General features: G+C 72.9%; 10 protein-coding genes. 6 read left to right on the top strand and 4 right to left on the bottom strand.

Features of this window, described 5'->3' with window-relative positions:
* The first annotated feature begins 214 nt into the window (after positions 1 to 214).
* From ACF1BH_RS27285 to galE, 3 genes are all read left to right on the top strand, one after another.
* On the top strand, positions 215 to 4,009 hold the full coding sequence (locus ACF1BH_RS27285) for a CDP-glycerol glycerophosphotransferase family protein (protein WP_391646624.1): 3,795 nt from the start codon (positions 215 to 217) through the stop codon (positions 4,007 to 4,009).
* Positions 4,010 to 4,295: 286 nt separating this feature from the next.
* The gene (locus tag ACF1BH_RS27280) at positions 4,296 to 5,936 is read left to right on the top strand and encodes a glycosyltransferase family 2 protein (RefSeq protein ID WP_391646766.1); all 1,641 of its coding nucleotides are present in this window, start codon (positions 4,296 to 4,298) and stop codon (positions 5,934 to 5,936) included.
* A gap of 41 nt (positions 5,937 to 5,977) precedes the next feature.
* Positions 5,978 to 6,973, top strand: a complete 996-nt coding sequence (gene galE, locus ACF1BH_RS27275) for a UDP-glucose 4-epimerase GalE (protein ID WP_391646622.1) — start codon at positions 5,978 to 5,980, stop codon at positions 6,971 to 6,973.
* Positions 6,974 to 7,039: 66 nt separating this feature from the next.
* Here galE and ACF1BH_RS27270 read toward each other — a convergent pair whose 3' ends face one another.
* Both ACF1BH_RS27270 and ACF1BH_RS27265 read right to left on the bottom strand, forming a co-directional pair.
* Positions 7,040 to 8,188 (bottom strand): glycosyltransferase, encoded by a 1,149-nt coding sequence (locus ACF1BH_RS27270; RefSeq protein WP_391646620.1) that lies wholly within the window; start codon positions 8,186 to 8,188, stop codon positions 7,040 to 7,042.
* On the bottom strand, positions 8,185 to 11,100 hold the full coding sequence (locus tag ACF1BH_RS27265) for a CDP-glycerol glycerophosphotransferase family protein (RefSeq protein ID WP_391646618.1): 2,916 nt from the start codon (positions 11,098 to 11,100) through the stop codon (positions 8,185 to 8,187). Before ACF1BH_RS27265 ends, ACF1BH_RS27270 begins: the two co-directional genes overlap by 4 nt.
* A gap of 472 nt (positions 11,101 to 11,572) precedes the next feature.
* Between ACF1BH_RS27265 and ACF1BH_RS27260 the strand changes: the two genes are divergently transcribed.
* Entirely contained in the window at positions 11,573 to 13,894 is a 2,322-nt protein-coding gene (locus tag ACF1BH_RS27260) for a CDP-glycerol glycerophosphotransferase family protein (RefSeq protein ID WP_391646616.1), read from the top strand.
* Positions 13,895 to 14,029: 135 nt separating this feature from the next.
* On the opposite strand, the gene ACF1BH_RS27255 is transcribed toward ACF1BH_RS27260, so the two are convergent.
* Positions 14,030 to 14,656: a TetR/AcrR family transcriptional regulator gene (locus tag ACF1BH_RS27255; protein ID WP_391646614.1), complete on the bottom strand. Its 627-nt coding sequence runs from the start codon at positions 14,654 to 14,656 to the stop codon at positions 14,030 to 14,032.
* A gap of 277 nt (positions 14,657 to 14,933) precedes the next feature.
* On the opposite strand from ACF1BH_RS27255, the gene ACF1BH_RS27250 reads away from it, so the two are divergent.
* Positions 14,934 to 15,872: an ABC transporter permease gene (locus ACF1BH_RS27250; RefSeq protein WP_391646612.1), complete on the top strand. Its 939-nt coding sequence runs from the start codon at positions 14,934 to 14,936 to the stop codon at positions 15,870 to 15,872.
* Positions 15,829 to 16,716, top strand: a complete 888-nt coding sequence (locus ACF1BH_RS27245) for an ABC transporter ATP-binding protein (protein WP_391646610.1) — start codon at positions 15,829 to 15,831, stop codon at positions 16,714 to 16,716. The genes ACF1BH_RS27250 and ACF1BH_RS27245 overlap by 44 nt, the downstream gene beginning before the upstream one ends.
* A 117-nt stretch (positions 16,717 to 16,833) precedes the next feature.
* On the opposite strand, the gene ACF1BH_RS27240 is transcribed toward ACF1BH_RS27245, so the two are convergent.
* On the bottom strand, positions 16,834 to 21,852 hold the full coding sequence (locus tag ACF1BH_RS27240; RefSeq protein WP_391646608.1) for an NAD-glutamate dehydrogenase: 5,019 nt from the start codon (positions 21,850 to 21,852) through the stop codon (positions 16,834 to 16,836).
* Positions 21,853 to 22,253: the final 401 nt, after the last annotated feature.

The following is a 22,253-nucleotide window of genomic DNA, read 5'->3' as shown; positions in this document are numbered from 1 at the left end:
CCGGACCCGCCGCACGCCGCCGGGGCCGGGCCCCGGGCGAGGGCTCTCCCGGCCACCGGCCCTCACCCTTTCAGCGCAGATCCGGTGACCGGGGCGGCGCCGGGTGAGTTGTCCACCTCAGTACCCGCCCCGGGGCCGGCGCGGGGGTTCCGGTGCCGGACCGCCCGGTTCCGGGCCGCCCGGGTTCCCCGTTCGGAAAGGCTTGGTCGCGCGCATGAAGCCACGGCTCACCGTCGTCGTCCCGGTGCACCGCACCGCAGGGCCCCTGCGGCACACCGAGGAGTGCCTGGAGTCGATCGCGGCGCAGACCCCGGCCACGCTCGACGTGGTGATGGTGGACGGCGCGCCCGAACCGGACGGGCCCGCTGCCGCGCTGGCCCGCCGGTTCACCGCCCGCGACCCGCGCTTCCGCCTGGTCCGCGCCGCCGGGGCGGGCCCCGGCGCGGCCCGTAACGCCGGGGCCCGGCACGCCTACCCGGACACGCCGTACCTCGCCTTCCCCGGGCCCGACGGCCTCCTGCTGCCGCGCGCGTACGAGGAGCTGCTCGCGCGGCTCGACGCGTCCGGCGCGGACCTGGCGACCGGCGGCGTCCGGCTGCTGGGGGCCGACGGGCGGCCCGCGGCGCGGCAACCGGCCGACCGGACCGGGGCGACGCGCACCCACATCGCCGAGGACCGGACGCTGCTGTCCGACACGGCCGCGGGCAACAAGGTGTTCCGGCGCGCCTTCTGGGACCGGCACCACCTCGCCTTCCCGGAGGGCGGCAGCTGCGACGACGCGGTGGTGACGGTGCCCGCGCACTTCCTCGCCGACGCCGTCGACGTGCTGCGCGCCCCCGTCTGCCGGCTGCGGACGCCCGGCGCCGGGGACCGGCCGCTGCCGGACGCGCGGACGGTCGCCGAGCGGTTCGCGGCGCTCGCGCGGATCGGTGAGTTCCTGGCCGATCCGGCGCGCACCCGCGGGGTGTCCTGCCGCGCGGAGTACGACCGGGCGCAGCTCACCGGGGGGCTGGACGATCTCCTCGACGCGCTGCCCGCCGCCGCGCCGGAGGTCCGCACCGCGTTCCTGGAGCACGCCCGCGGCTACCTCTCCCGGGTCGACCGGCAGCTGCCGGCGGCGCTCCCGGTGGAGCGGCGGATGCTCTGGTACCTCGTACGGGCCGGACGGGCGGAGGAGTTGCTGCGGCTGCTGGCGTACCGGCGGCGGCAGGAGGCGGCGTTCCTGGTGACCGGGGTGCCGCTGCGCCGCCGGGCCGCGCTGCCGCTGGACCCGCCGCTGCGGCTGCCGTCCGCCGTCACCCGGCTGGGCCGCGGCGACTTCCCCGTACGGGCCCGCGTCCAGGAGGCGGTCTGGCGCGACGGGCTGCTGTTCCTACGGGGCTACGCGTACATCCGCAACCTCGGCGCGCCGCACCGGCACAGCTATCTGGGGACGCTGGTGCTGGCGCAGGGGCGGCGGCGGATCGTGCTGCCGCTGCGACCGGTGGAGTCGGTCGCCGCGACCGCCGAATCCGGTCAGGAGCTGCACTGTTACGACTGGTCGGGGTTTGAGGCGGTGCTCGATCCGCGGCGGCTGCGGCGGCTCGGCCGCCGGCAGGACGGCGACTGGCGGGTCACCGTCACCCGCACCGCGGCGGGCCTGGTGCGTACCTCCGGGCTGCGCCCCCCGGAGTCCGGTACCGCGCCGCGCACCTACGACACCGGGCAGGGCGTCCGGATCACGCCCCGGTACGTGGACGGGCTGCTGCGGCTGACCGTGGAGCCGATCGGCTACCGGCTGACCGCCCGGGAGGCGACGGGCGGCGCCCTCGCCCTGATGGTCGCCGCGCCGCCCGGCGCCGCCGCCCCCACCGCCCTGCGGCTGACCGACACGGAGACCGGCACCGTCGTGGCGTTCCCGGCCGGCCCGCCCCGGCCGGAAGCCGCCCCGGCCCGCGCGGAGGAGCCCGAGGGGGGCGCGCGGGAAGGCGCGGGCGCCCCTGAGGGGGAGGGTGCGGACGCCCCGGAGACGGCGGACGCGGACGCCGCGGGTACCGCTGCCCCGCCGGCCCGGGCCACGGACACCGCCGGCGCCGCCGGCGCCACCGACGCGGGCGCCCCGGGTCCGCAGCCCCCCGACGCCGCGGCTCCGGAAGGCGCGGTCGCCCCGGACACCGGGCACGCCCCCGGAGCGGACCCCGCTCCCCCGCCCCCCTGGAAGCCCCGCCGCCCCGCCGCCGGGCACACCGTGCGGATCCTCCCGGACGTGGTGGCGGCCGCCCGGCCCGTACCGGACGACGGCGGCGCGGGCGGGACCGCGGCGTACGCCCCCGCCCTCTCCGCCACCTGGGCGGTGAGCCTGGTCCTGCCCGGCGGTGCGACCGCGCCCGTCGCCTGTTCGCCGACGCTGGCGCCGCTCGCGCTGCCGCCGGTACGCGGCCGGGAGCTGGTCGCCGCGGGGACCGCCGCCGGGCATCTGGTGATCCACGACCGCGTGCCGCAGCCGTACGCGGACCGCGTCGTGTGGCGGATCGACGGGACGTTGCTGCTGGCCGGGGTGTTGCCCGCGACCGCGCCGCCCGCCACCGAGCTGGTCCTCGCGCACACCGCGCACGCCGCCGAGTGGGCCTTCCCCACCACCCACGACGGCGAGCGGTTCCACTGCGCGCTGCCGCTGGCCGCGCTGCCCTCGCCCGGCGGACCGCTGCCGCTGCCCGCCGGGCGCTGGGCGCTGCGGCTGCGGGCGGCGGGCACCGACGCCCCGGACGTGCCGGTCCGCTTCGCGCCGTCCGTCCACGACGGGCTGCCCGCCTCCCGCGCGGTCCGCGGCAAGCCGTTCACCCTCGACCGGCGCGACCACGACGAGGCGTTCCTCACCACCGGGGCGACGCTGCCGGTCACCGACCGGGGACCGTACCGGCGGCGGGTGCTGCGCGAGACGCACTACCCGCTGCACCGCGGCCGTCCGCTGCGCGACGCGATCCTCTACAGCAGCTTCGGCGGCCGCGCCTACGGCGACTCGCCGCGCGCCGTCCACGAGGAGCTGGTCCGCCGCGGGATGGGCGCGGAACACCTGTGGGCGGTCCGCGACGGGCAGACCACCGTGCCGGACACCGCGCGCGCCGTCGTCGTGGGCAGCGCCGAGTGGCACGGCGCGCTGGCGCACAGCCGCTGGGCGATCACCAACACCCAGCTGCCGGGGTTCTTCCGCCGCCGCCAGGGCCAGCTCGTCGTCCAGACCTGGCACGGCACCCCGCTGCGACGGATCGGCGCGGAGCCGCACGGTGTCCACGGGCCGGTGCGCCCGGAGGCGGCCCGGCAGTGGAGCGTGCTGCTGTCGCCCAACGCGCACAGCACGCCCGTCCTGCGCGAGGCGCTCGGCTTCCCCGGCGAGCCGCTGGAGAGCGGGCTGCCGCGCACCGACGCGTTCTTCGCGCCGGACCGGGAGGAGCGCGCCGCGGCGGTCCGCGCCCGGCTCGGCGTCGACGACGGCCGCACCGTCGTCCTGTACGCCCCGGCCGTCCGCGGCCACCTCGCCTACGACCGCCACCACCACCGGCTGCATCTGCCGCTGGACCTGACCGCGGCCCGGCGGGCGCTCGGCGACGACCACGCGCTGCTGGTCCGCGGGCATCCGCTGGTCGCCGACCGGCTCCCGGCCCGCCATGCGCCGTTCGCCGTCGACGTCACCGCGTACCCGGACGCCACCGAGCTGCTGCTCGCCGCGGACGTGCTGGTCACCGACTACTCCTCGCTCGCCGCCGACTTCGCGAACACCGGCCGCCCGATGCTGTTCCTCACCCCTGACCTGCCGTACTACCGCGACACGCTGCGCGGCTTCACCGTCGACTTCGAGGCGGTGGCGCCGGGCCCGCAGCTCGGCTCGACCGGTGAGCTGATCGACGCACTGCGGGATCTGGACGCGGTCGCCCGGGCGGGTGCGGGGGCGTACCGGCGGTTCCGGGAGGCGTTCTGCCACCGCGACGACGGGGCGGCCGCGACGCGCGCCGCCGACCTCCTGCTGCGGTGAGCGGAGGGGAGCCGAGGTGTCCGGCGGCGGTCGGGACGGTGGAGGTTCGGCGGACACCGGCATCGAACGGCGGGACCGTCGTTACACCGGTACACGGGCGCTCCGCCCGCGCCAAGCAGCCGCCAACACCGGATGTCCCACCCGTTAACGGACGGCAATGACCCGTAAAAGCAGGACAGCGGGCGCAACCGCGCGGCGGGAATCCCCCTCTGAAGCAGAGACAGAGGAGACCGGAGGCCGCTCGCGCACAGAGATGCCGTCGACACGGAATGTAGATGTAGTGACTGTGAAAGAAGCCCTTGAGCCGTCGCCGGGGCCCACCCTCACTCCGGCAGCGCAGATCAGCATCGTCGTCATCGCCTACAACGACGTCACCCACGTCGCGCAGGCCGTGCGTTCCGCGCTGGCCCAGGAGACGGACGGCGCCGCCGTCGAGGTGATCGCGGTGGACGACGCCTCCACCGACGGCACCGGCGCCGCCCTGGACGCCCTGGCCCGGGAGGACCCGCGGCTGCGGGTGCTGCACCGCGCGGAGAACAGCGGCGGCTGCGGCACCCCCCGCAACGACGGGCTGCGCACCGCCACCGGCCGCTTCGTGATGTTCCTGGACAGCGACGACGTGCTGCCGCCGGGTGCCGCCCCGGCGCTGCTGCGCGCCGCGCTCGCCGAGGACGCGCCGGTCGCGTCCGGCGCCTGCGTCCGCCGGGAGCTGCCGGCCCGCCGCGACGTGCCCTGGCAGCCGGCGCTCTACCGCGACCGCGCCGTGCACACCGCGCCGGGCGCCAGCCCCCAGCTGGTGCGCGACACGCTGTGCGTCAACAAGCTCTACGACCGGGCGTTCCTCGCCGAGCACGCCATCGTCTTCCCCGAGGGCCGCTTCACCTACGAGGACTTCGTCTTCACGGCGCGCGTCCTGGCGGCCGCGCCGCGGCTGGTGACGATCCCGGACAGCGTCTACATCTGGCACGTCCGCCGCGCCGCCGCCCGCCAGTCGATCTCCCTGGACCGCAAGGCCGTCACCAACTGGCAGGCGCGCATCGGCGCGCACCGCGACAGCGTGGCGATCCTCCGCGACGCCGGCCGCACCGAGCTGGCGCGCGCCGCGCGGACCAAGTTCCTCGACCACGACCTGCGGATGTACGTCCGCGAGCTGCACACCCGCGACTCCGCCTACCGCGCGGAGTGGTGGCGGCTGACCCGCGCCTACCTGGCGGACTTCGACGAGGCCGAGCTGCTGGCGGCGCGGGCGCCCGCACGCTGGCTGGCCCGGGTGGTGCGGGCCGCGCCCGAGCCCCCCGCGGAGCTGGACCGGCTGACGCAGCTGGCGGCGCGGCCCGGCCGGCTGCTGCCACCGTACGCCCGGGACGACGCGGGCCGCCCGGTGTGGTCGCCGGAGCTGGCGCAGGTCGAGCTGGACGCGATCGACTCCAAGCCCACCCACCGGCTGCCGGTGACGATCGACGCGGAGCCGGTCATCGGCCGGCGCAGTGTGCTGCGGCTGCGGATGCACGAGATGTACGGCCGGCTGGCCGCCGCCGGTCCGGTCTCCGTGGACGTGGAGTGGCGGCGGCGCGCCGACGACCGGCGCGGTCCGGTGCAGACCGCCACGCTGACGCCGGGGCCGGACGGGATCTGGACCGCCGAGGTGGCGATGGATCTGCCGGCGCTCACCGACCGCGGGCCGGCCGAGGACGCCGGGCCGGTGGCCTGGGACCTGATGACGCAGGTGCACTGCGCCGACGGCTCCGGCTTCCGCGCCTCGCTGCGCGCCGTCGGCCCGGGGCTGCGCCGCCGGGTGCTGCCCAGCCGCCGCCACGCCGTGCTGCTGGTGCAGCCGTACGCGACGACCGGCGGCGCGCTGGCGCTGCGGGTCGCGGGCGGGGTGCGCAGCGTATGGCGGATCGCGGCGGCCCGACTGCGCCGTTGAATTTGCCCCGATCTCTCCCCTCCCACCCTAGGATTGGCGCCATGACTTACTTGATCACGGGCGGTGCCGGGTACATCGGCGCCCACGTCGTACGGGCCCTGCGGCAGGCCGGGGAGGCCGCCGAGCGGCCTCGCGTGGTCGTGCTGGACGACCTGACGACGGGGGTCGCCGCCCGGCTCCCCGAGGACGTGCCGCTGATCGTCGGCTCGACCCTGGACCGGGCGCTGCTGGACCGCACCATCGCCGAACACGGCGTGACAGATGTGGTGCACCTGGCGGCGAAGAAGCAGGTCGGCGAGTCGGTGGAGATGCCGCTGCACTACTACCGCGAGAACGTCCACGGGCTCCAGACGCTGCTGGAGGCGATGGCCGCCGGCGGCGTGGGCCGCCTGGTGTTCTCCTCGTCCGCCGCGGTGTACGGCATGCCGGACGTCGACCTCGTCACCGAGGACACGCCGTGCGTGCCGATGAACCCGTACGGCGAGACGAAGCTCGTCGGGGAGTGGATGGTCCGCGCGGCGGGCAAGGCGCACGGCATCTCCACCGCCTGCCTGCGGTACTTCAACGTCGCGGGCGCGGCCACCCCGGAGCTGGCCGACACCGGCGTCTTCAACATCGTGCCGATGGTCTTCGAGAAGCTCACCGAGGGCGCCGCGCCGCGGATCTTCGGCGACGACTACCCGACGCCGGACGGCACCTGCATCCGTGACTACATCCATGTCGCGGACCTCGCCGAGGCGCATGTGGTGGCCGCGCGGAAGCTGGCCGAGCACGGTCCGGTGCGGGATCTGACCCTCAACATCGGCCGCGGTGAGGGCGTGTCGGTGCGCGAGATGGTCGACCTGATCGCGGAGGTGACCGGGCACACCGACGTCACCGCCGAGGTGACGCCGCGGCGGCCCGGCGACCCGGCGCGGGTGGTCGCCGCCGCCGACCGGATCACCGCCGAGCTGGGCTGGAAGGCACACCACGACGTCCGCGAGATGATCACGTCGGCGTGGGCCGGGTGGCAGCACCACCACCCCGAGGCACGCTGAGACGGACGACGAGAGGCGCCCCGCACCGGAATCCGGTGCGGGGCGCCTTCGGTCGTACCGGCCGGCTCAGCGCTCCAGGAAGGCGAAGAGCTCTTCCCAGCGGCGGGTGATGCGGTCGGTGGAGTAGCGCTGGACGTTCTCCCGGGCGGCGGTGCCGAGCCGGTCGCGCAGCTCCTGGTCGGTGAGCAGGGTCTCCAGATGGGCGGCGAGTTCGTTGATGTTGCCGGGCCGGGCCAGCAGTCCGTCCTCGCCGTCGCGGACGATCTCGTGGACGCCGGGCGCGCAGTCGAACGCCACGCACGGCACCGCCGCGGCCATCGCCTCCATCAGCGACAGCGGGAAGCCCTCGGCGCGCGAGGACTGCGCGAAGACCGCGGCGCCGCGCAGCGCCTCCGGTACGTCGTCGGTGCGGCCCATGAACTCCACCGACCGCTCCAGGCCCAGCGCCTCACGCTGCTTGAGCAGCAGTTCCTCGTCCTCGCCCGAGCCGTAGATCCGCAGCAGCCAGTCCGGGTGGCGGGGGGCGACCAGCGCCCAGGTGTCGAGGAGCAGGTCGACGCCCTTCTCGTCGGAGAGCCGCCCGATGGAGGCGACGACCTTCTCCGTACGGGCCGAGGGGACCTCCGGCATGACCGGCAGCGGGTTCGGCATGAAGTCGGCGTTGTCCATACCGGCCCGGATCCACAGGTCGGCGTCCTCACGGGTGAGGGCGAGGAGCCGGTCGACGCCCTCGTAGTAGCGCTTGACGCGGGCGAAGCGGGAGGAGGCGCGGCAGGCGGTGAACGACTCGTGGCTCATGCCGATCACCGGCATCCCGGCGGTGTCGGCGAGCGTCACCCACTCCATCGCCCACACCTGGGTGCAGATGACGACGCCGCCGGGGCCGGCGGTGGCGAAGCGGGCGGAGAGCCGGTCGGCGGCCTCCCGCATCCCGGCGTCCTTCACGGCGCGGCGGCGCCGCTCGGCGAGGTTGAGCCGGCCCTTGACGCCGCGCGCCGGGCCGGTCTTCGGCGGGTGCTCGGTGTAGAGGGTTTCCGTGGGGTAGGGCAGTTCGCCCAGGTCGGCGCGGAGTTCCGGGGCCGCCGGGACGATGCCGACGATGTGCGGCCGGTGGCCGCGCTCCGCGAAGAGCCGGGCCATCTGGTGGGTCCAGGTGGTCACCCCGCCCATCTCGTCGGTGTTGTTGCAGACGAAGTAGATGTCGCGGCCGGTCACTTGGCGTCTCCTTCGCGCTCCGCGGTGCCGAAGAACTGATCGACGACGCGGCGGGCCGCGTCCCCCCGGTCGTACTCGCCGTAGGCGGCGGTGAACCGCTGCCGGGCCTCGCGGTGTTCGGCGTCCGCCGACTTGAGGTGGTCGAGGGCGTCGAAGAGGGCGTCCTCGGTCTCGACGAACGGGCCGGGTGCGGTGGCCTTGAGGTCGAAGTAGGTGCCGCGCGCCTCGGTGGCGTACTCGTCGTAGTCGTAGGCGTAGAAGACCATCGGCCGGTCGAGGAGGGCGTAGTCGAACATCACCGAGGAGTAGTCGGTGATGAGGCCGTCGGCCAGCTCCATCAGCGGGGTGATGTCGTGGTGGCCGGTGACGTCGATGACGGTGCCGCGGACGGACGGCGGCAGCACCACGTGGTTGAGGTAGTGCGAGCGGATCAGCAGGACGTAGCGGTCGCCGAAGCGGGAGGCGAACGCGTCGACGTCGAAGGGCAGCTCGAAGCCCTTGACCTTGCCGTTCTCGGCGGCGCGGAAGGTCGGCGCGTAGAGCAGGACCGTCTTGTCGGCGGGGATGCCGAGTTCGGCGGCGAGCGGGCCGCGGGTGCGGGCGCCGGACGTCTCCTCGGCGCGGCGGGCGGCGACCAGCGCGTCGTTGCGCGGGTAGCCGGTGCGCAGCAGCACCTCGGGGCGGAGGCGGAAGGCGCGGGCGAGGGTGCGCTCGTCGTGCTCGGAGCGGATCAGGAAGTGGTCGAAGCGGTCGAGGACTTCCTGGTAGGCGTCCTTCGCGGCGCGCGGCTGGAGCCGCAGCCGGGGCTCGTCGAAGCCCATCCGCTTGAGCGCGGAGCCGTGCCAGGTCTGGAGGTAGGTGGTCTCGGGGCGCTTGGTGAGCTTGAGCGGGAAGCCCTGGTTGTCGATCCAGAACTCCGCCTGGGCCAGCGCCCGCAGGTACTGCCAGCTCCAGCGCTTGACGAGGGTGGCGTCCTCGGGGAAGCCGTCGGGCTTCTTCCCGGCGTAGCTCCACACCGCCTCGAACGCGATGCCCTGGCGGCGCATCTCCTCGTAGATCGCGCGGGGGCTGTCGCTGTACTGCTTGCCGAGGTGGCTCTCGAAGACGACGAGTCCCTTACGGAGCGGGAGTTTGCGGAACACCTCGTGGTAGACGCGGAGCTTGGTCTCGCCGGAGTTCAGCTCGCGCTTGGCCTTCCGGGCCTTGCGGATGCCGGTCTTGGCGAGAGCGGCTGCGGGGCTGCGCAGCGCCTCGCCGAGCAGCTTCTGCGTCCCGCGGCTGGCGCGGCTCTCGGCGCGCAGCACGAAGGTGAGGTGGCCGCGCTTGGAGGGGGCGGGTTCGATGCGGTCGGAGACCAGGCGGGTCAGCCGGGGGCGGACGCGCAGCGCGTGCGCCGCGTCGAGGTCGACGCCGCCGACGGTCAGCCGGGTGCGGGTGAGCTCGCCGCCGGCGTCCAGGATCAGCCGGACGTCCCAGACCGCGTCGATCACCCCGAGCGGGCGCAGCTTGCGGGCGAGGTCCAGCTCCGCGTCCCACACGATCCGGTCGCCGTCGAGCCGCAGGGTGCGCAGCGGGAAGGAGAAGGTCTGCAGGCTGCGGCGGCGGGCCTTCAGCTCGATACGGCCGCGCAGCGGGGTGGCCGGGGTGACCGCGCCGAGCGGGTTGACGACCGCGCCGGACAGCTCGACGGTGCCGCGGCCGTCGTCGGTGTAGCCGGTGAGCTGGTTGCGGAGGAAGAGCTTGCCGAGCGGGCGGGTGTGGTACCCGGCGTCGGTGACGTCGAGGACGCGGCGGCCCTCGGGGTCGTCGAGATGGCGGTCGGTCCAGTAGACCCGGCCGTCACGTTCGGTGAGCGGGGCGGAGAGCTTGTCGCGGTTGATGAGGGTGTCGACCGCGGGCATCAGCGTCGGCCAGTCCTCCTTGCCGAGGAGGTAGGCGCAGATGGCCTGTATCGGCTGGACGCGCTCGTACGCCTCGGGGGCGATCCCGGCGAGGTAGCCGTTGGCCATCTCGGCGAATTCGCGGCGGTATCCCTCGTCGAGCAGCGGCAGGTCCCGCAGGTGCAGGACGAGGTCGTGCTTGAGGAATTTGACGTCCTTGTGGAACTTCAGGTCGTCCAGGCCCTCGGCGGCGAGGAGTTCGTCGACGCGCCGGTGGATTTCCATGCGGTGCGCGAAGTTGGCGATTTCATGGCGCCGGTTGCTGATCGATTTCGTGGCCGCCTTCTCGAAGACGTTCCAGAAGTAGACGTGGTTGGGGATCAGCGTGATCCGGCGGGCGGCGACATATGCCTGCGCGGAGAAGAGCAGGTCCTCGTAGTGGATGCCGACGGGGAATTCCAGTCCGGCCTCGCGGAGGAATTCCCGGCGGTAGCACTTGTTGGTCGACAGCGTGTCGAAGACCAGCAGATCGGGGAGCTCGGAGATCGATTCGAGGGTCCGGGTACGGTCGTAGAGCCACGGGTACCACTCGACGGTCTTCTTGGTGCGGGTGTCGACATGGACCCGCACACACATGCCGGAGACCAGGTCGGCGCCGGTGCGCTCGGCGGCGTCGAGCATGTTGCGGCAGGCGTTGGGCTCCAGGGCGTCGTCGCTGTCGAGGAACATCACGTAGTCGCCGCGGGCGTGCGCGACGCCGTGGTTGCGCGGGGCGCCGCAGCCGCCGCTGTTCTCCGGCAGCTGGAGCGCACGGACCTTGCCGGGGTGGGCGGCGGCCAGTTCCTGTGCGACGGCGAACGATCTGTCCGTGCTGCAGTCGTCGACGATGACCACTTCGACACCGTGCAGCGTCTGGTCCACGGCGGACCGGACGGCGGTCGGCAGTCGTTCTGCGTCGTTGTAGACGATCACGACTACGGAGACGTCAGGCACGGGCACCCCTATCCTCTGTTTCCTTGCCGTACGAGCCATCAAAACTACCCCGCCGGGCCGCTCGTGCCGTGGCTTACGGGACAGGCAACGGCGGTAATTCCTACGGTTATTCGTGCGCCGGACCACCCGTCCGTGGCACGCACCACGGGCGGGTCACCCCGCGGCGGCGACGCCCGGCGGGCGGACCGCCGCGCGCTCCGGACGCCCCGGCGCCTCCCCTGTGTAGAGGCGCGCCGCTCCGGTCCGGTTCCGCCGCCCGCCGTGAGGTGGCCCACGCGCGCGGACGCCCGTACGCGGGCAGTCAGGGAGTTCGGAGACTACGTACGGCGGTTGCGCGAAACTGGCGACATGCCCGCCCTTGCCCCGTTATGTAATGAGGGCCACAGAACTTTCCGGTAACGGGCAGCAACCCTTTCCGGTGAACTCCAGTCATACAACTGGCGCAGATATGCCTTCCGTAGGGATTTTCCCCACCGTCCGCGCCTGGTTCGTCACGAGGAGTAGCCGCCACATGTCCGAAGCAGTCACCGGTTCCACCCCCCGTTTCAGCGTCATCGTGCCCGTGTACAAGGTCCAGGGTTACCTGCGGGAGTGCCTGGACTCGGTGCTGTCACAGGACTTCCCCGACTTCGAGGTGATCGCGGTCGACGACCGCTCACCCGACGGCTGCGGCGCGATCCTGGACGAGTACGCGGCGCGCGACGCGCGGGTGATCGCCGTGCACCACACGGAGAACGGCGGGATCGGCCAGGCGCGCAACACCGGTGTGGAGCGGGCGCGCGGCGATTACCTGCTCTTCCTCGACAGCGACGACACCTTCGCACCCGGCTCGCTCCGGGCGATGGCCGACCGCATCGAGGAGACCTCGGACCCGGAGATCCTGCTCTTCGACCACGTCCGTACGTACTGGTGGGACAAGGTCCAGCCGAGCGCCAGCGGTGAGCTGCTGGCCCAGGTGGGCACCGAGACCTTCCGCCCGGCCGACCGGCTGGAGTTCCTCAACCTCTTCGCGGTCGTCTGGAACCGCGCCTTCCGCCGCGACTTCTTCACCGGCAACGGCTTCGCCTTCACCGACGGCGTCTACGAGGACGCGCTCATGGTCTACACGACCATGCTGACCGCCGAGACCGTCGGCTGCCTGGACCAGGTCTGTGTGGAGTACCGCCAGCGCCGCCAGGGCAACTCCATGAAGACGCCGGGCCGCACCCACTTCACGATCTTCGCGCAGTACCGCCGGCTCTTCGCCTTCCTCGACACCCGCCCGGACCTCGACCGCGTCCGCCCGCTGATGTTCGAGCGGATGGTGAGCCACTTCCTCTTCACCTTCGCCCGCGAGAACCGCGTCACCCCGGCCGACCGCCCGGAGTTCTTCCACCGCGCCGCCGCGATGTACCGGCAGCTGGAGCCCGCCGGTTTCGTGGTGCCGCCCGGCATCGACGGCGCGAAGTACCAGGCGCTGCGGCGCGGCTCGTACCAGGCGTTCCAGGCGCTGAAGCTGGTCAACGGCGCCCGCATCGCCGGGCGCGACCGGCTGCGCAAGACCCGCCGCACCCTGGGCAAGCAGGCGTTCCACCGCTTCTACCAGCTCCAGCTGCGCCGCCCGGTCGACGAGAACCTCGCGGTCTACTCCTCGTACTGGAACCGCACGCCCGCCTGCAACCCGCTCGCCGTCTACGAGAAGGCCAAGGAGCTGGCGCCGCACGTGCACGGCGTCTGGGTGATCCGCAAGGGCGCGGAGGACACCGTCCCCGCCGGGGTCGACTTCGTGGTCGCGAACTCCCCGCGCTACTGGGAGGTGATGGCCCGGGCCAAGTACCTGATCAACAACGTCAACTTCGCCGGGGAGATCGTCAAGCGCCCCGAGCAGGTGCACCTCCAGACCCACCACGGCACGCCGCTGAAGCGGATGGGCATCGACCAGCAGAAGTACCCGGCCGCCGCCAAGGGCATGAGCATGCGCAAGCTCCTGGAGCGCGCCGACCGCTGGGACCTCTCCCTCACCTCCAACCAGCACTCCGCCGAGCAGTGGGAGCGGGTCTACCCGTGCGCCTTCCGCTCGCTCGACGCCGGCTACCCGCGCAACGACGTCTTCTACCGCGCCACCGCCGAGGACGTCCTCGCGATCCGCGAGCGCCTGGGCATCGCCCCCGGCCGCACCGCGGTCCTCTACGCGCCGACGGTCCGCGACTACCAGGCCGGTTACGTCCCGCGGATGGACCTGGAGCGCGTCACCCGCGAGCTGGGCGAGGACGTCGTCCTGCTGGTGCGCACCCACTACTTCTACGGTGCGGACCCCCGTCTCGAAGAGCTCCAGGAGCGCGGCGCGCTGATCGACGTCTCCACGTACCCGGTCGTCGAGGACCTCTGCCTGGCCGCCGACGCGCTGATCACGGACTACTCGTCGATCATGTTCGACTACGCCAACCTCGACCGGCCGATCATCACCTACGCCGACGACTGGGACGTCTACGTCCGCTCCCGTGGCGTCACCTTCGACCTGCTGTCCGGCGAGCGGGGCGAGACGCCCGGCGTGATCGCCACCGGCGAGGACGAGCTGATCGAGGCGTTCCGCAGCGGCCGCTGGGACGGCGCGGAGGCCACCGCGCTGCGCGCCGCCTTCCGCGCCCGCTTCTGCCAGTGGGACGACGGCCACGCCGCGGAGCGCGTGGTGCGCGCGCTCTTCCTGGGACAGGAGCCCACGCCGGCGCCGCTGCCGCTCGACCGGCGCACCGTGGCTCCGTCGCCGCGGGAGGCGGCCGCGGCGATGCCGGGCGGCGCGGTCGAGGTGACGGGCGCCGAGGTCCGCGCCGACGACGTGGAACTGGCCGGCTGAGCCGCCGCCGGGCCCGTTCGGCGGGCCCGGCGCGTGCACCGCGGCGCCGCGGACCGGCCTCCGGTCCGCGGCGCCGCGGCGTTTTCCGGGCGGCCGCGGGAGGGCCACCGCCTCCTCGGCCGCCGCCTCCCGCCGCTACCGCCCGCCGCCCAGCGCCCCCGTCACCGCGTCCGCCAGCTCGTCCAGGTAGCCGTCGGGCAGCTCGTCGCGGGCGACCACCAGCCGCCAGTACAGCGGCCCCGTCATCAGGTCCAACGCCAGCCGGCCACCGGCGTCCGCGGGCAGTTCGCCGCGCTCGACCGCGCGGGCCACCATCGCCGCCGCCATGCCCTCCTGGCTGTCGTGGAGCGCGGCCTTCAGCGCCTCCGCCAGCTCCGGGCTGCGGGCCGCCTCGGCCAGCAGGTCCGGGATGATCTGCGAGGCCATCGGGTGACGCAGCGCCCGCGCCGCCACCTCCAGGAGCATCCGCACATCGCCGCGGAGCGTGCCCGTGTCGGGCGTCGGCAGCCCCTCGGCGGCCAGCGCCGAGACCACGTCCAGCACCAGATGGAGCTTGGAGCGCCAGCGCCGGTAGACGGCCGTCTTGCCGACCCCGGCCCGCCGCGCGATGCCCTCGATCGACATCCGGGCGAACCCCACCGCGGCCAGTTCCGCGAAGACCGCGGCCCGGATCGCCGCGGTCTTGTCCTCCCGCAGCACGGCCGCCCCGGCCGGGGCCCGGCGTGCCGTCGCGGACGCGTTGTCGCTCCCGTTCTTTGCCATGGCTTGAGCATAGCGTCACGACGCTACGGTTGCGTCTCGACGTCGCTTCGCCCTAGTCTCGCTCCGACGTCACGACGAAACGGTCCCGTTCCGACGTAGGCGCCGCGGTCCGCCGTACGCCGACCCCGTACGGCACCCGGCCCCTCCGGCCCCGGACCTCCCGCTCCACCCGACCCTCCCCGCCGTCCGCCCCGCGCACCCCGCGCGCCGGACCCCGTCGCCCCTCGGTGCGCACCGGACCCGCTCCGCGCCCGTCGGCCCGTACGAAAGCGGCCCCATGCCCCAGACCCTCGCTCCCCCCGCACCGGCCGGACCGGACACCGCCCGGCTCCCCGGCCCCGGCGCCGCGCCCGATCCGCAGCTGCGCGAACTGGCCGCGCGCCACGGGCTGACGCTCAGCGGCGCCCGCCCGGCCCTGCCGGAGTACACCCGCCGGCTCTGGGCCCGGCGCCACTTCATCGGCACCTTCGCCACCGCCCGGCTCACCGCGCTCTACACCACCGCGCGGCTGGGCCAGCTCTGGCAGGTGATGACGCCGCTGTTCAACGCCGGGGTCTACTACCTGATCTTCGGGATGCTGCTCCACACGGACCGCGGGATCCCGGACTTCATCCCGTTCCTGTGCACCGGCATCTTCGTCTTCACCTTCACCCAGTCCACCGTGCTCGCCGGTACCCGCGCGGTCTCCGGCAGCCTCGGGCTGGTCCGCGCGCTGCACTTCCCGCGCGCCTGTCTGCCGATCGCGTACACCCTGATCCAGCTCCAGCAGCTGATCTTCTCGATGGGCGTGCTCGCCGCCATCGTGCTGCTCTGCGGGGTGCCGCTGACCTGGCACTGGCTGCTGATGATCCCGGCGCTGCTGCTCCAGTCCGTCTTCAACACCGGACTCGCGATGATCATGGCCCGGATCGGCGCCCGCACCACCGACACCGCCCAGCTCATGCCGTTCATCCTGCGCACCTGGATGTACGTCTCGGGCGTCTTCTACAACCTCTCGGTCTTCACCCGGCACGCCCCGGAACTCGTCGCGGCGGCCCTGAACGCCAACCCCGCACTGATCTACATCGACCTGATGCGGTACGCCCTGATCGATTCCGTCCGCGCCTCCGCACTGCCCGCCCACGTCTGGCCGATGGCCCTGGGCTGGGCGCTGCTCTCCGGCGCCGTCGGCTATGTCTTCTTCTGGAAGGCGGAGGAGGAGTACGGCCGTGGCTGACACCACCACGCACCCGGAGCACACCGGAACCACCGCCGGCGCGGCCGACGACCTGGGCCGGCCGCCCGCCGCCGCACACGCCGCACCCGACGACCGCGTCCCCACCGTCATCGCCGACAACGTCCACATCGTCTACAAGGTCCACGGCGCCGGCAGCGGCCGCGGCAACGCCGTCTCCGCGCTGCGCCGGATCGTCCGCCGCACCACCACCGCCGGGACCCGCGAGGTGCACGCCGTCCGCGGCGTCACCTTCACCGCGCACAAGGGCGAGGCGATCGGCCTGATCGGGTCCAACGGGTCCGGGAAGTCCACACTGCTGCGGGCCGTCGCCGGGCTGCTGCCGCCCGCCGCCGGACGCGTCTACACCGACGGCCAGCCCTCGCTGCTCGGCGTCAACGCCGCGATGATGAACGACCTGACCGGCGAGAAGAACGTCATCCTCGGCGGCCTCGCCATGGGCATGAGCCGCGAGGAGGTCCGCGCGCGCTACCAGGGCATCGTCGACTTCTCCGGCATCAACGAGAAGGGCGACTTCATCTCCCTGCCGATGCGGACGTACTCCTCCGGCATGGCCGCCCGGCTGCGGTTCTCCATCGCCGCTGCCAAGAACCACGACGTGCTGATGATCGACGAGGCGCTGGCCACCGGCGACCGCGCCTTCCAGAAGCGCTCCGAGGCCCGCATCCGCGAACTGCGCGAAGAGGCCGGCACCGTCTTCCTCGTCAGCCACAACAACAAGTCGATCCGCGACACCTGCGACCGCGTCCTGTGGCTGGAGAAGGGCGAACTCGTCATGGACGGCCCGACCGAAGAGGTCGTCTCGGCGTACGAGGCGCACAGGTAGCCCTCCCGCCGACGGGCCGTTGCCCGTCCCCACGCCCCTGCGGCGACGGCCCCGGAGCGAGGTGCTCCGGGGCCGTCGCCGTGCGTGCGGGCCGGGGCCCGTCGCATCAGCCGGGGATCAGCTGTGCGTCCGCATCAGGGTGCGCATCGTCCGCATCGCGACCGAGAGGTTCGCCAGGTCGAACCCCTCCGACCCGTGGATCTCCTCCAGGGTCGCGCGGGCCCGGCCCAGGATCGCGGCGTTCTTCTCCTCCCACGCCGCGAACCGCTGCTCCGGCGTGGCGGAGGCATCGCCCTCGGACAGCACGTCCGAGGTGAGCGCGGCGTGCGCGGCGAACAGGTCCTCACGGATCGACGCACGCGCCATCGACTGCCAGCGGTCGTCACGCGGCAGCTCCAGGATGCGGTCCAGGAGCTGGTTGATCCGCAGCCGGTCGCCCAGGTCGTAGTAGACCTCGGCGACGGCCAGCGGCTCCTTGCCGGTGCGGTCGGCGACGGCCACGATGTCCAGCGCCGGGAAAACCGCCGAGAAGCCGGACACCTGGACGGCCAGCGCCTCCGGCACACCCGCCTCGGTCAGCTCCGCGAGGTTCGCCTCGTACCAGTCACGGGCGCCGCCCTGGAGCAGCTTCGGCAGCTGCTCCCAGACCGCGGCGACCCGGTCGCGGAAGAAGTCGATCGTCTCCGACAGCGCCAGCGGCTGCGGGCGGTTGTTGAGCAGCCAGCGGGTGCCGCGCTCGACGAGCCGCCGGCTGTGCAGCCGGATCCGGGTCTGGACGGCGGCCGCGACGCGGTTGTCCAGCGCCTCGACGTCGTCCCACACCTGGTTGAGGCGGAAGATCGCCCGGGCCGCGGTGTGCGCCCGCACGACCTCTTCCAGCGAGGCGCCGGTCTCCTCCCGCATCCGGTGCAGGAAGCTCGTCCCACCGGTGTTGACGGTGTCGTTGACCATCACCGTGGTGACGATCTCGCGGCGCAGCGCGTGGCCCTCGATCTGCTCGGCGAACTTCTCGTGCAGCGCGGACGGGAAGTACGCGTTGAGCAGGTGCTGGAGGTACGGGTCGTCCGGCAGCCCGGTTTGGATCAGCGCGTCGGCCACCGTGATCTTGGTGTACGCGAGCAGGACCGCGGTCTCCGGCTGGGTCAGACCCCGGCCGGCGCTCAGCCGCTCGCGGATCTGCCGGTCGGTGGGCAGGAACTCCAGCGCCCGGTCGAGGTGACCGTCGCGCACCAGGCGGCGCAGGAAGCGCTGCTGGGCGTGGATCATGGAGCCGGACTGCGCCTGGGCCAGCGCCAGCGCGGTGTTCTGCGCGTAGTTGTTGCGCAGCACCAGCGCGCCGACCTCGTCGGTCATCGCGGCGAGCAGCTTGTTGCGCTGCTTGACCGTCATGTCGCCGTCGGCGACCACGGCGTTGAGCAGGATCTTGATGTTCACCTCGTGGTCGGAGGTGTCCACACCGGCGCTGTTGTCGATCGCGTCGGTGTTGATCTTGCCGCCGTTGGTGGCGAACTCGATCCGGCCCAGCTGCGTCAGACCGAGGTTGCCGCCCTCGCCGACGACCTTGGCGCGCAGCTCGTCGCCGTTGACGCGGATCGCGTCGTTCGACTTGTCGCCGACGTCGGCGTGCGACTCGGCCGACGACTTGACGTAGGTGCCGATGCCGCCGTTCCAGACCAGGTCCACCGGCGCCTTGAGGATGGCCTTCATCAGCTCGGCGGGCGTCATCTTCTTGACGCCTGCCTCCAGCCCGAGCGCCGCGCGGATGTGCGCGTTGATCGGGATGGACTTCGCCGTCCGCGGGTGGACGCCACCGCCCTGGGACAGCAGCTCGGTGTTGTAGTCCGCCCACGACGACCGCGGCAGCTCGAACAGCCGGCGGCGCTCGGCGTACGAGGTGGCCGCGTCCGGCTTCGGGTCGAGGAAGATGTGCCGGTGGTCGAAGGCGGCGACCAGGCGGATGTGCTCGCTGAGCAGCATGCCGTTGCCGAACACGTCACCGGACATGTCGCCGACGCCGACGGTGGTGAAGTCCTGGGTCTGGGTGTCGTGGCCCAGCTCCCGGAAGTGGCGCTTGACCGACTCCCAGGCGCCGCGGGCGGTGATGCCCATGCCCTTGTGGTCGTAGCCCGCGCTGCCGCCGGAGGCGAAGGCGTCGCCCAGCCAGTAGCCGTACGACTCGGCGACCTCGTTGGCGATGTCGGAGAAGGTCGCGGTGCCCTTGTCGGCGGCGACGACCAGGTAGGTGTCGTCGCCGTCGTGGCGGACGACGTTCTGCGGGTGCACGACCTCGCCGCCGACGAGGTTGTCGGTGATGTCGAGCAGACCGGAGATGAAGGTGCGGTAGCAGGCGACGCCCTCGGCGAGCCAGGCGTCACGGCCCTGCGACGGGTCCGGCAGCTGCTTGCCGACGAAACCGCCCTTGGAGCCGACCGGCACGATGACGGTGTTCTTGACCATCTGCGCCTTGACCAGGCCGAGGATCTCCGTACGGAAGTCCTCCCGCCGGTCCGACCAGCGCAGACCACCGCGCGCCACCTTGCCGAAGCGCAGGTGCACACCCTCGACCTTCGGCGAGTACACCCAGATCTCGAACGCCGGGCGGGGCGCCGGGAGGTCCGGGATCGCCTGCGGGTCCAGCTTCATCGACAGGTACGCGTGCGGGCGGCCCGCGTCGTCGCGCTGGTAGTGGTTGGTGCGCAGCGTCGCCTTGATGACGGTGAGGAACGAGCGCAGGATGCGGTCCTCGTCCAGCGAGGCGACCTGGTCGAGCGCGCCGTCCAGCTCCTCCAGCAGACCGTCGATCAGCTCCGTGCCGGCGCTCTGCCGCTCCGGCGAGAGCCGCGCCTCGAAGAGCGAGACCAGCAGCCGGGTGGTGTGGACGTTGTTGGCGAGCGTGTCCTCCATGTACGTCTGGCTGAAGGTCGACCCGGCCTGCCGCAGGTACTTCGCGTAGGCCCGCAGCACCATCGCCTGACGCCAGTCGAGACCGGCGCGGAGCACCAGCTCGTTGAAGCCGTCGCTCTCGGCGGCGCCGGTCCACACGGCGGTGAAGGCATCCTGGAACCGCTCGCGGGCGTCGTCGCCGTTGACCTTCTCCGGCATCCGCAGGCCGAAGTCGTAGACCCAGGCCAGCGTGGAGTCGGAGCAGGGCAGCTCGTACGGGCGCTCGTCGACGACCTCGACGCCCAGGCGGTTCAGGCCCGGCAGCACCTTGGAGAGCGAGACCGGCTCACCGGTGCGGTAGATCTTGAAGCGGCGCTCGTTGGGTGCGGCGCCGACCGGCTGGTAGAGGCTGACCGCGAAGTCCTTGCCGGGGTCGGCGGCGAGCTTCTCCAGGTGCTGGATGTCGGCGACGGCGCTGCGCGGGGAGTTGTCGGCCTTGTAGCCCTCGGGGAAGGCGTGGCCGTACCGGCGCAGCAGTTCGGCGGCGCGCTCCTCACCGACCTCGGCGGTCAGCGCCTCGGCGAAGCCGTCGGCCCAGGAGCGGGCGGCCTCGACCAGGCGCGCCTCGATGCGGTCCACATCGGCGTCGGTCAGGTCCGGCAGCGTGGCGCCGGGCTCGACGCGGACGACGAAGTGCAGCCGGGAGAGGATCGACTCGGTGTTCCAGGCGGTGAAGTCGACGCTGGTGCCGCCCAGCTCCTCCTTGAGGATGTCGATCAGCCTCAGCCGGACGCCGGTGGTGTAGCGGTCGCGCGGGAGGTAGACCAGCGCGGAGTAGTAGCGGCCGTACTCGTCCTGGCGGAGGTAGAGCCGCAGGCGGCGGCGCTCCTGGAGGTAGAGGACGCTGGTGGCGATGGAGCGCAGCTGGTCGACGGGCGTCTGGAACAGCTCGTCGCGCGGGTAGGTCTCCAGGATCTGCATCAGGTCACGGCCGTCGTGGCTGTTCGGCGAGAACCCGGCGCCCTCCAGCACCTCGGCGACCTTGCGGCGGATCACCGGCACCCGGCGCACCGACTCGGTGTACGCCGCCGACGAGAAGAGGCCGAGGAAGCGGCGCTCGCCGATGACGTTGCCGTCCTTGTCGAACCGCTTGACGCCGACGTAGTCGAGGTAGGACGGGCGGTGGACGGTGGCGCGGCTGTTGGCCTTGGTGAGGATGAGCAGCTTGTGCTCACGGGCCTTGGCGCGGGCGTCGGCCGGCAGGCGGTTGAACGACGGGGAGACGGGGTGGCCGTCGTCCTCGGCGTGCACCGGGTCGGCGCGCAGGATGCCGAGGCCGGTGCCGGGCACCGCGGAGAGGACGTCTTCCTCTACGCCGCCCTCGCCGGGGGCGGCGATCAGCTCGTACTCGCGGTAGCCGAGGAAGGTGAAGTGGTCGGCGGCGAGCCAGCGCAGCAGCTCGCGGGCCTCCTCGATCTCCTGGTCGCGCAGATCGTCGGCGGTCGGCTCGGACGGCAGCTCATCGGCCATCCGCAGCGCGGCGCCGCGCATCTTCTCCCAGTCCTCGACGGCCTCGCGGACGTCGGAGAGCACCCGGAGGAGGTCCGCGGTGATCTGCTTGAGGTCCTCGCGGTCGGTCTCGCGGTCCATCTCGACGTGGATCCACGACTCGGTGACCGCGTCGTGCGGCAGCTCCGGCTCGGCGGCGGCCTTGGCCTTGGCGGTCCGGCCCTTGCCCTTGGCCGCGGGCTTCGCGGCGGACTTGGCGGCGGGCTTGGCTGCGCCGCCGGCCTCGCCGGGGTCCAGGACCTCCAGGAGCTTGCCGGTGACGTCGCGGCGGACGGTGACCTGCGGGTGGATCACCAGGTGGATGCCGCGGCCCTGCCGGGAGAGCTCGTTGGTCACCGAGTCGACGAGGAAGGGCATGTCGTCGGTGACCACCTCGACGACGGAGTGGCTGGAGGTCCAGCCGTTCTCCTCGACGGTCGGGGTGTGCACCCGGACGTTGGCGGTGCCCTGCGGGCGGTTCTCGGCGAGGCGGAAGTGCGAGATCGCGGCGCCGAACACGTCCACCGGGTCCCGGTCCGCGAGGTCCTCGGTGGCGGTGTGCAGGTAGTAGCGCTGGAGATAACCCGTGAGGGTCTCCTGGTCGAGACCTCTGACCGGCTTCTTGCTCCCGGCCGGGCTGCTTTCAACGACCCGGGCCGCCCGTTCGAGCAGCTCGGTCTTGGCTTCATCCAGCTTGTTCTGCATGTCCTCTGGCTCCTGTCGCGCGCCGTTGCGTGACGTCGTGGAAGAACTCCGTGGATGCTGCACAACGCCGCGGTGACGCGGGGTGTCCTGTCGCTGCCGACGCTATGCCGCGCTGAGCGCGGGCCTGGGCGCGGTCGAAGACTGTTGACGTAGTCGTCACGCGCTCGTGGCCGCAGAGACCAGCGGCCGCCCGGTCACATCCGTGTCCCGGGCGCAGGGCGGGGACCTCGATGCCCCCGCGAGTTATCGCGCTGATCACGCTGCAAGGCTATCGCTCTTCGCTTCGGTGCCGTCATCGGCCTTACACGTCCAAATCTCTCCCTCGAACTTAGACCTTCTGGACAACGAGCTACCGGAGAGTCTGTGCGTGGGGACGACCGGGCGGGGCCCGGCCCGGGGCC

Origin of the sequence: Streptomyces sp. NPDC014733 (genome assembly GCF_043083385.1) — a bacterium.
Taxonomy (GTDB): domain Bacteria; phylum Actinomycetota; class Actinomycetes; order Streptomycetales; family Streptomycetaceae; genus Streptomyces.
This window is presented reverse-complemented; position numbering and strand designations above follow the sequence as displayed.

Excerpts from the sequence above, each read along its gene's own strand:
- ACF1BH_RS27285 (WP_391646624.1), top strand. The coding sequence starts at position 215 with ATGAAGCCACGGCTCACCGTCGTCGTCCCGGTGCACCGCACCGCAGGG.
- galE (WP_391646622.1), top strand. The coding sequence starts at position 5,978 with ATGACTTACTTGATCACGGGCGGTGCCGGGTACATCGGCGCCCACGTC.
- ACF1BH_RS27265 (WP_391646618.1), bottom strand. The coding sequence starts at position 11,100 with ATGGCTCGTACGGCAAGGAAACAGAGGATAGGGGTGCCCGTGCCTGAC.
- ACF1BH_RS27260 (WP_391646616.1), top strand. The coding sequence starts at position 11,573 with ATGTCCGAAGCAGTCACCGGTTCCACCCCCCGTTTCAGCGTCATCGTG.
- ACF1BH_RS27255 (WP_391646614.1), bottom strand. The coding sequence starts at position 14,656 with ATGGCAAAGAACGGGAGCGACAACGCGTCCGCGACGGCACGCCGGGCC.
- ACF1BH_RS27250 (WP_391646612.1), top strand. The coding sequence starts at position 14,934 with ATGCCCCAGACCCTCGCTCCCCCCGCACCGGCCGGACCGGACACCGCC.
- ACF1BH_RS27245 (WP_391646610.1), top strand. The coding sequence starts at position 15,829 with ATGTCTTCTTCTGGAAGGCGGAGGAGGAGTACGGCCGTGGCTGACACC.
- ACF1BH_RS27240 (WP_391646608.1), bottom strand. The coding sequence starts at position 21,852 with ATGCAGAACAAGCTGGATGAAGCCAAGACCGAGCTGCTCGAACGGGCG.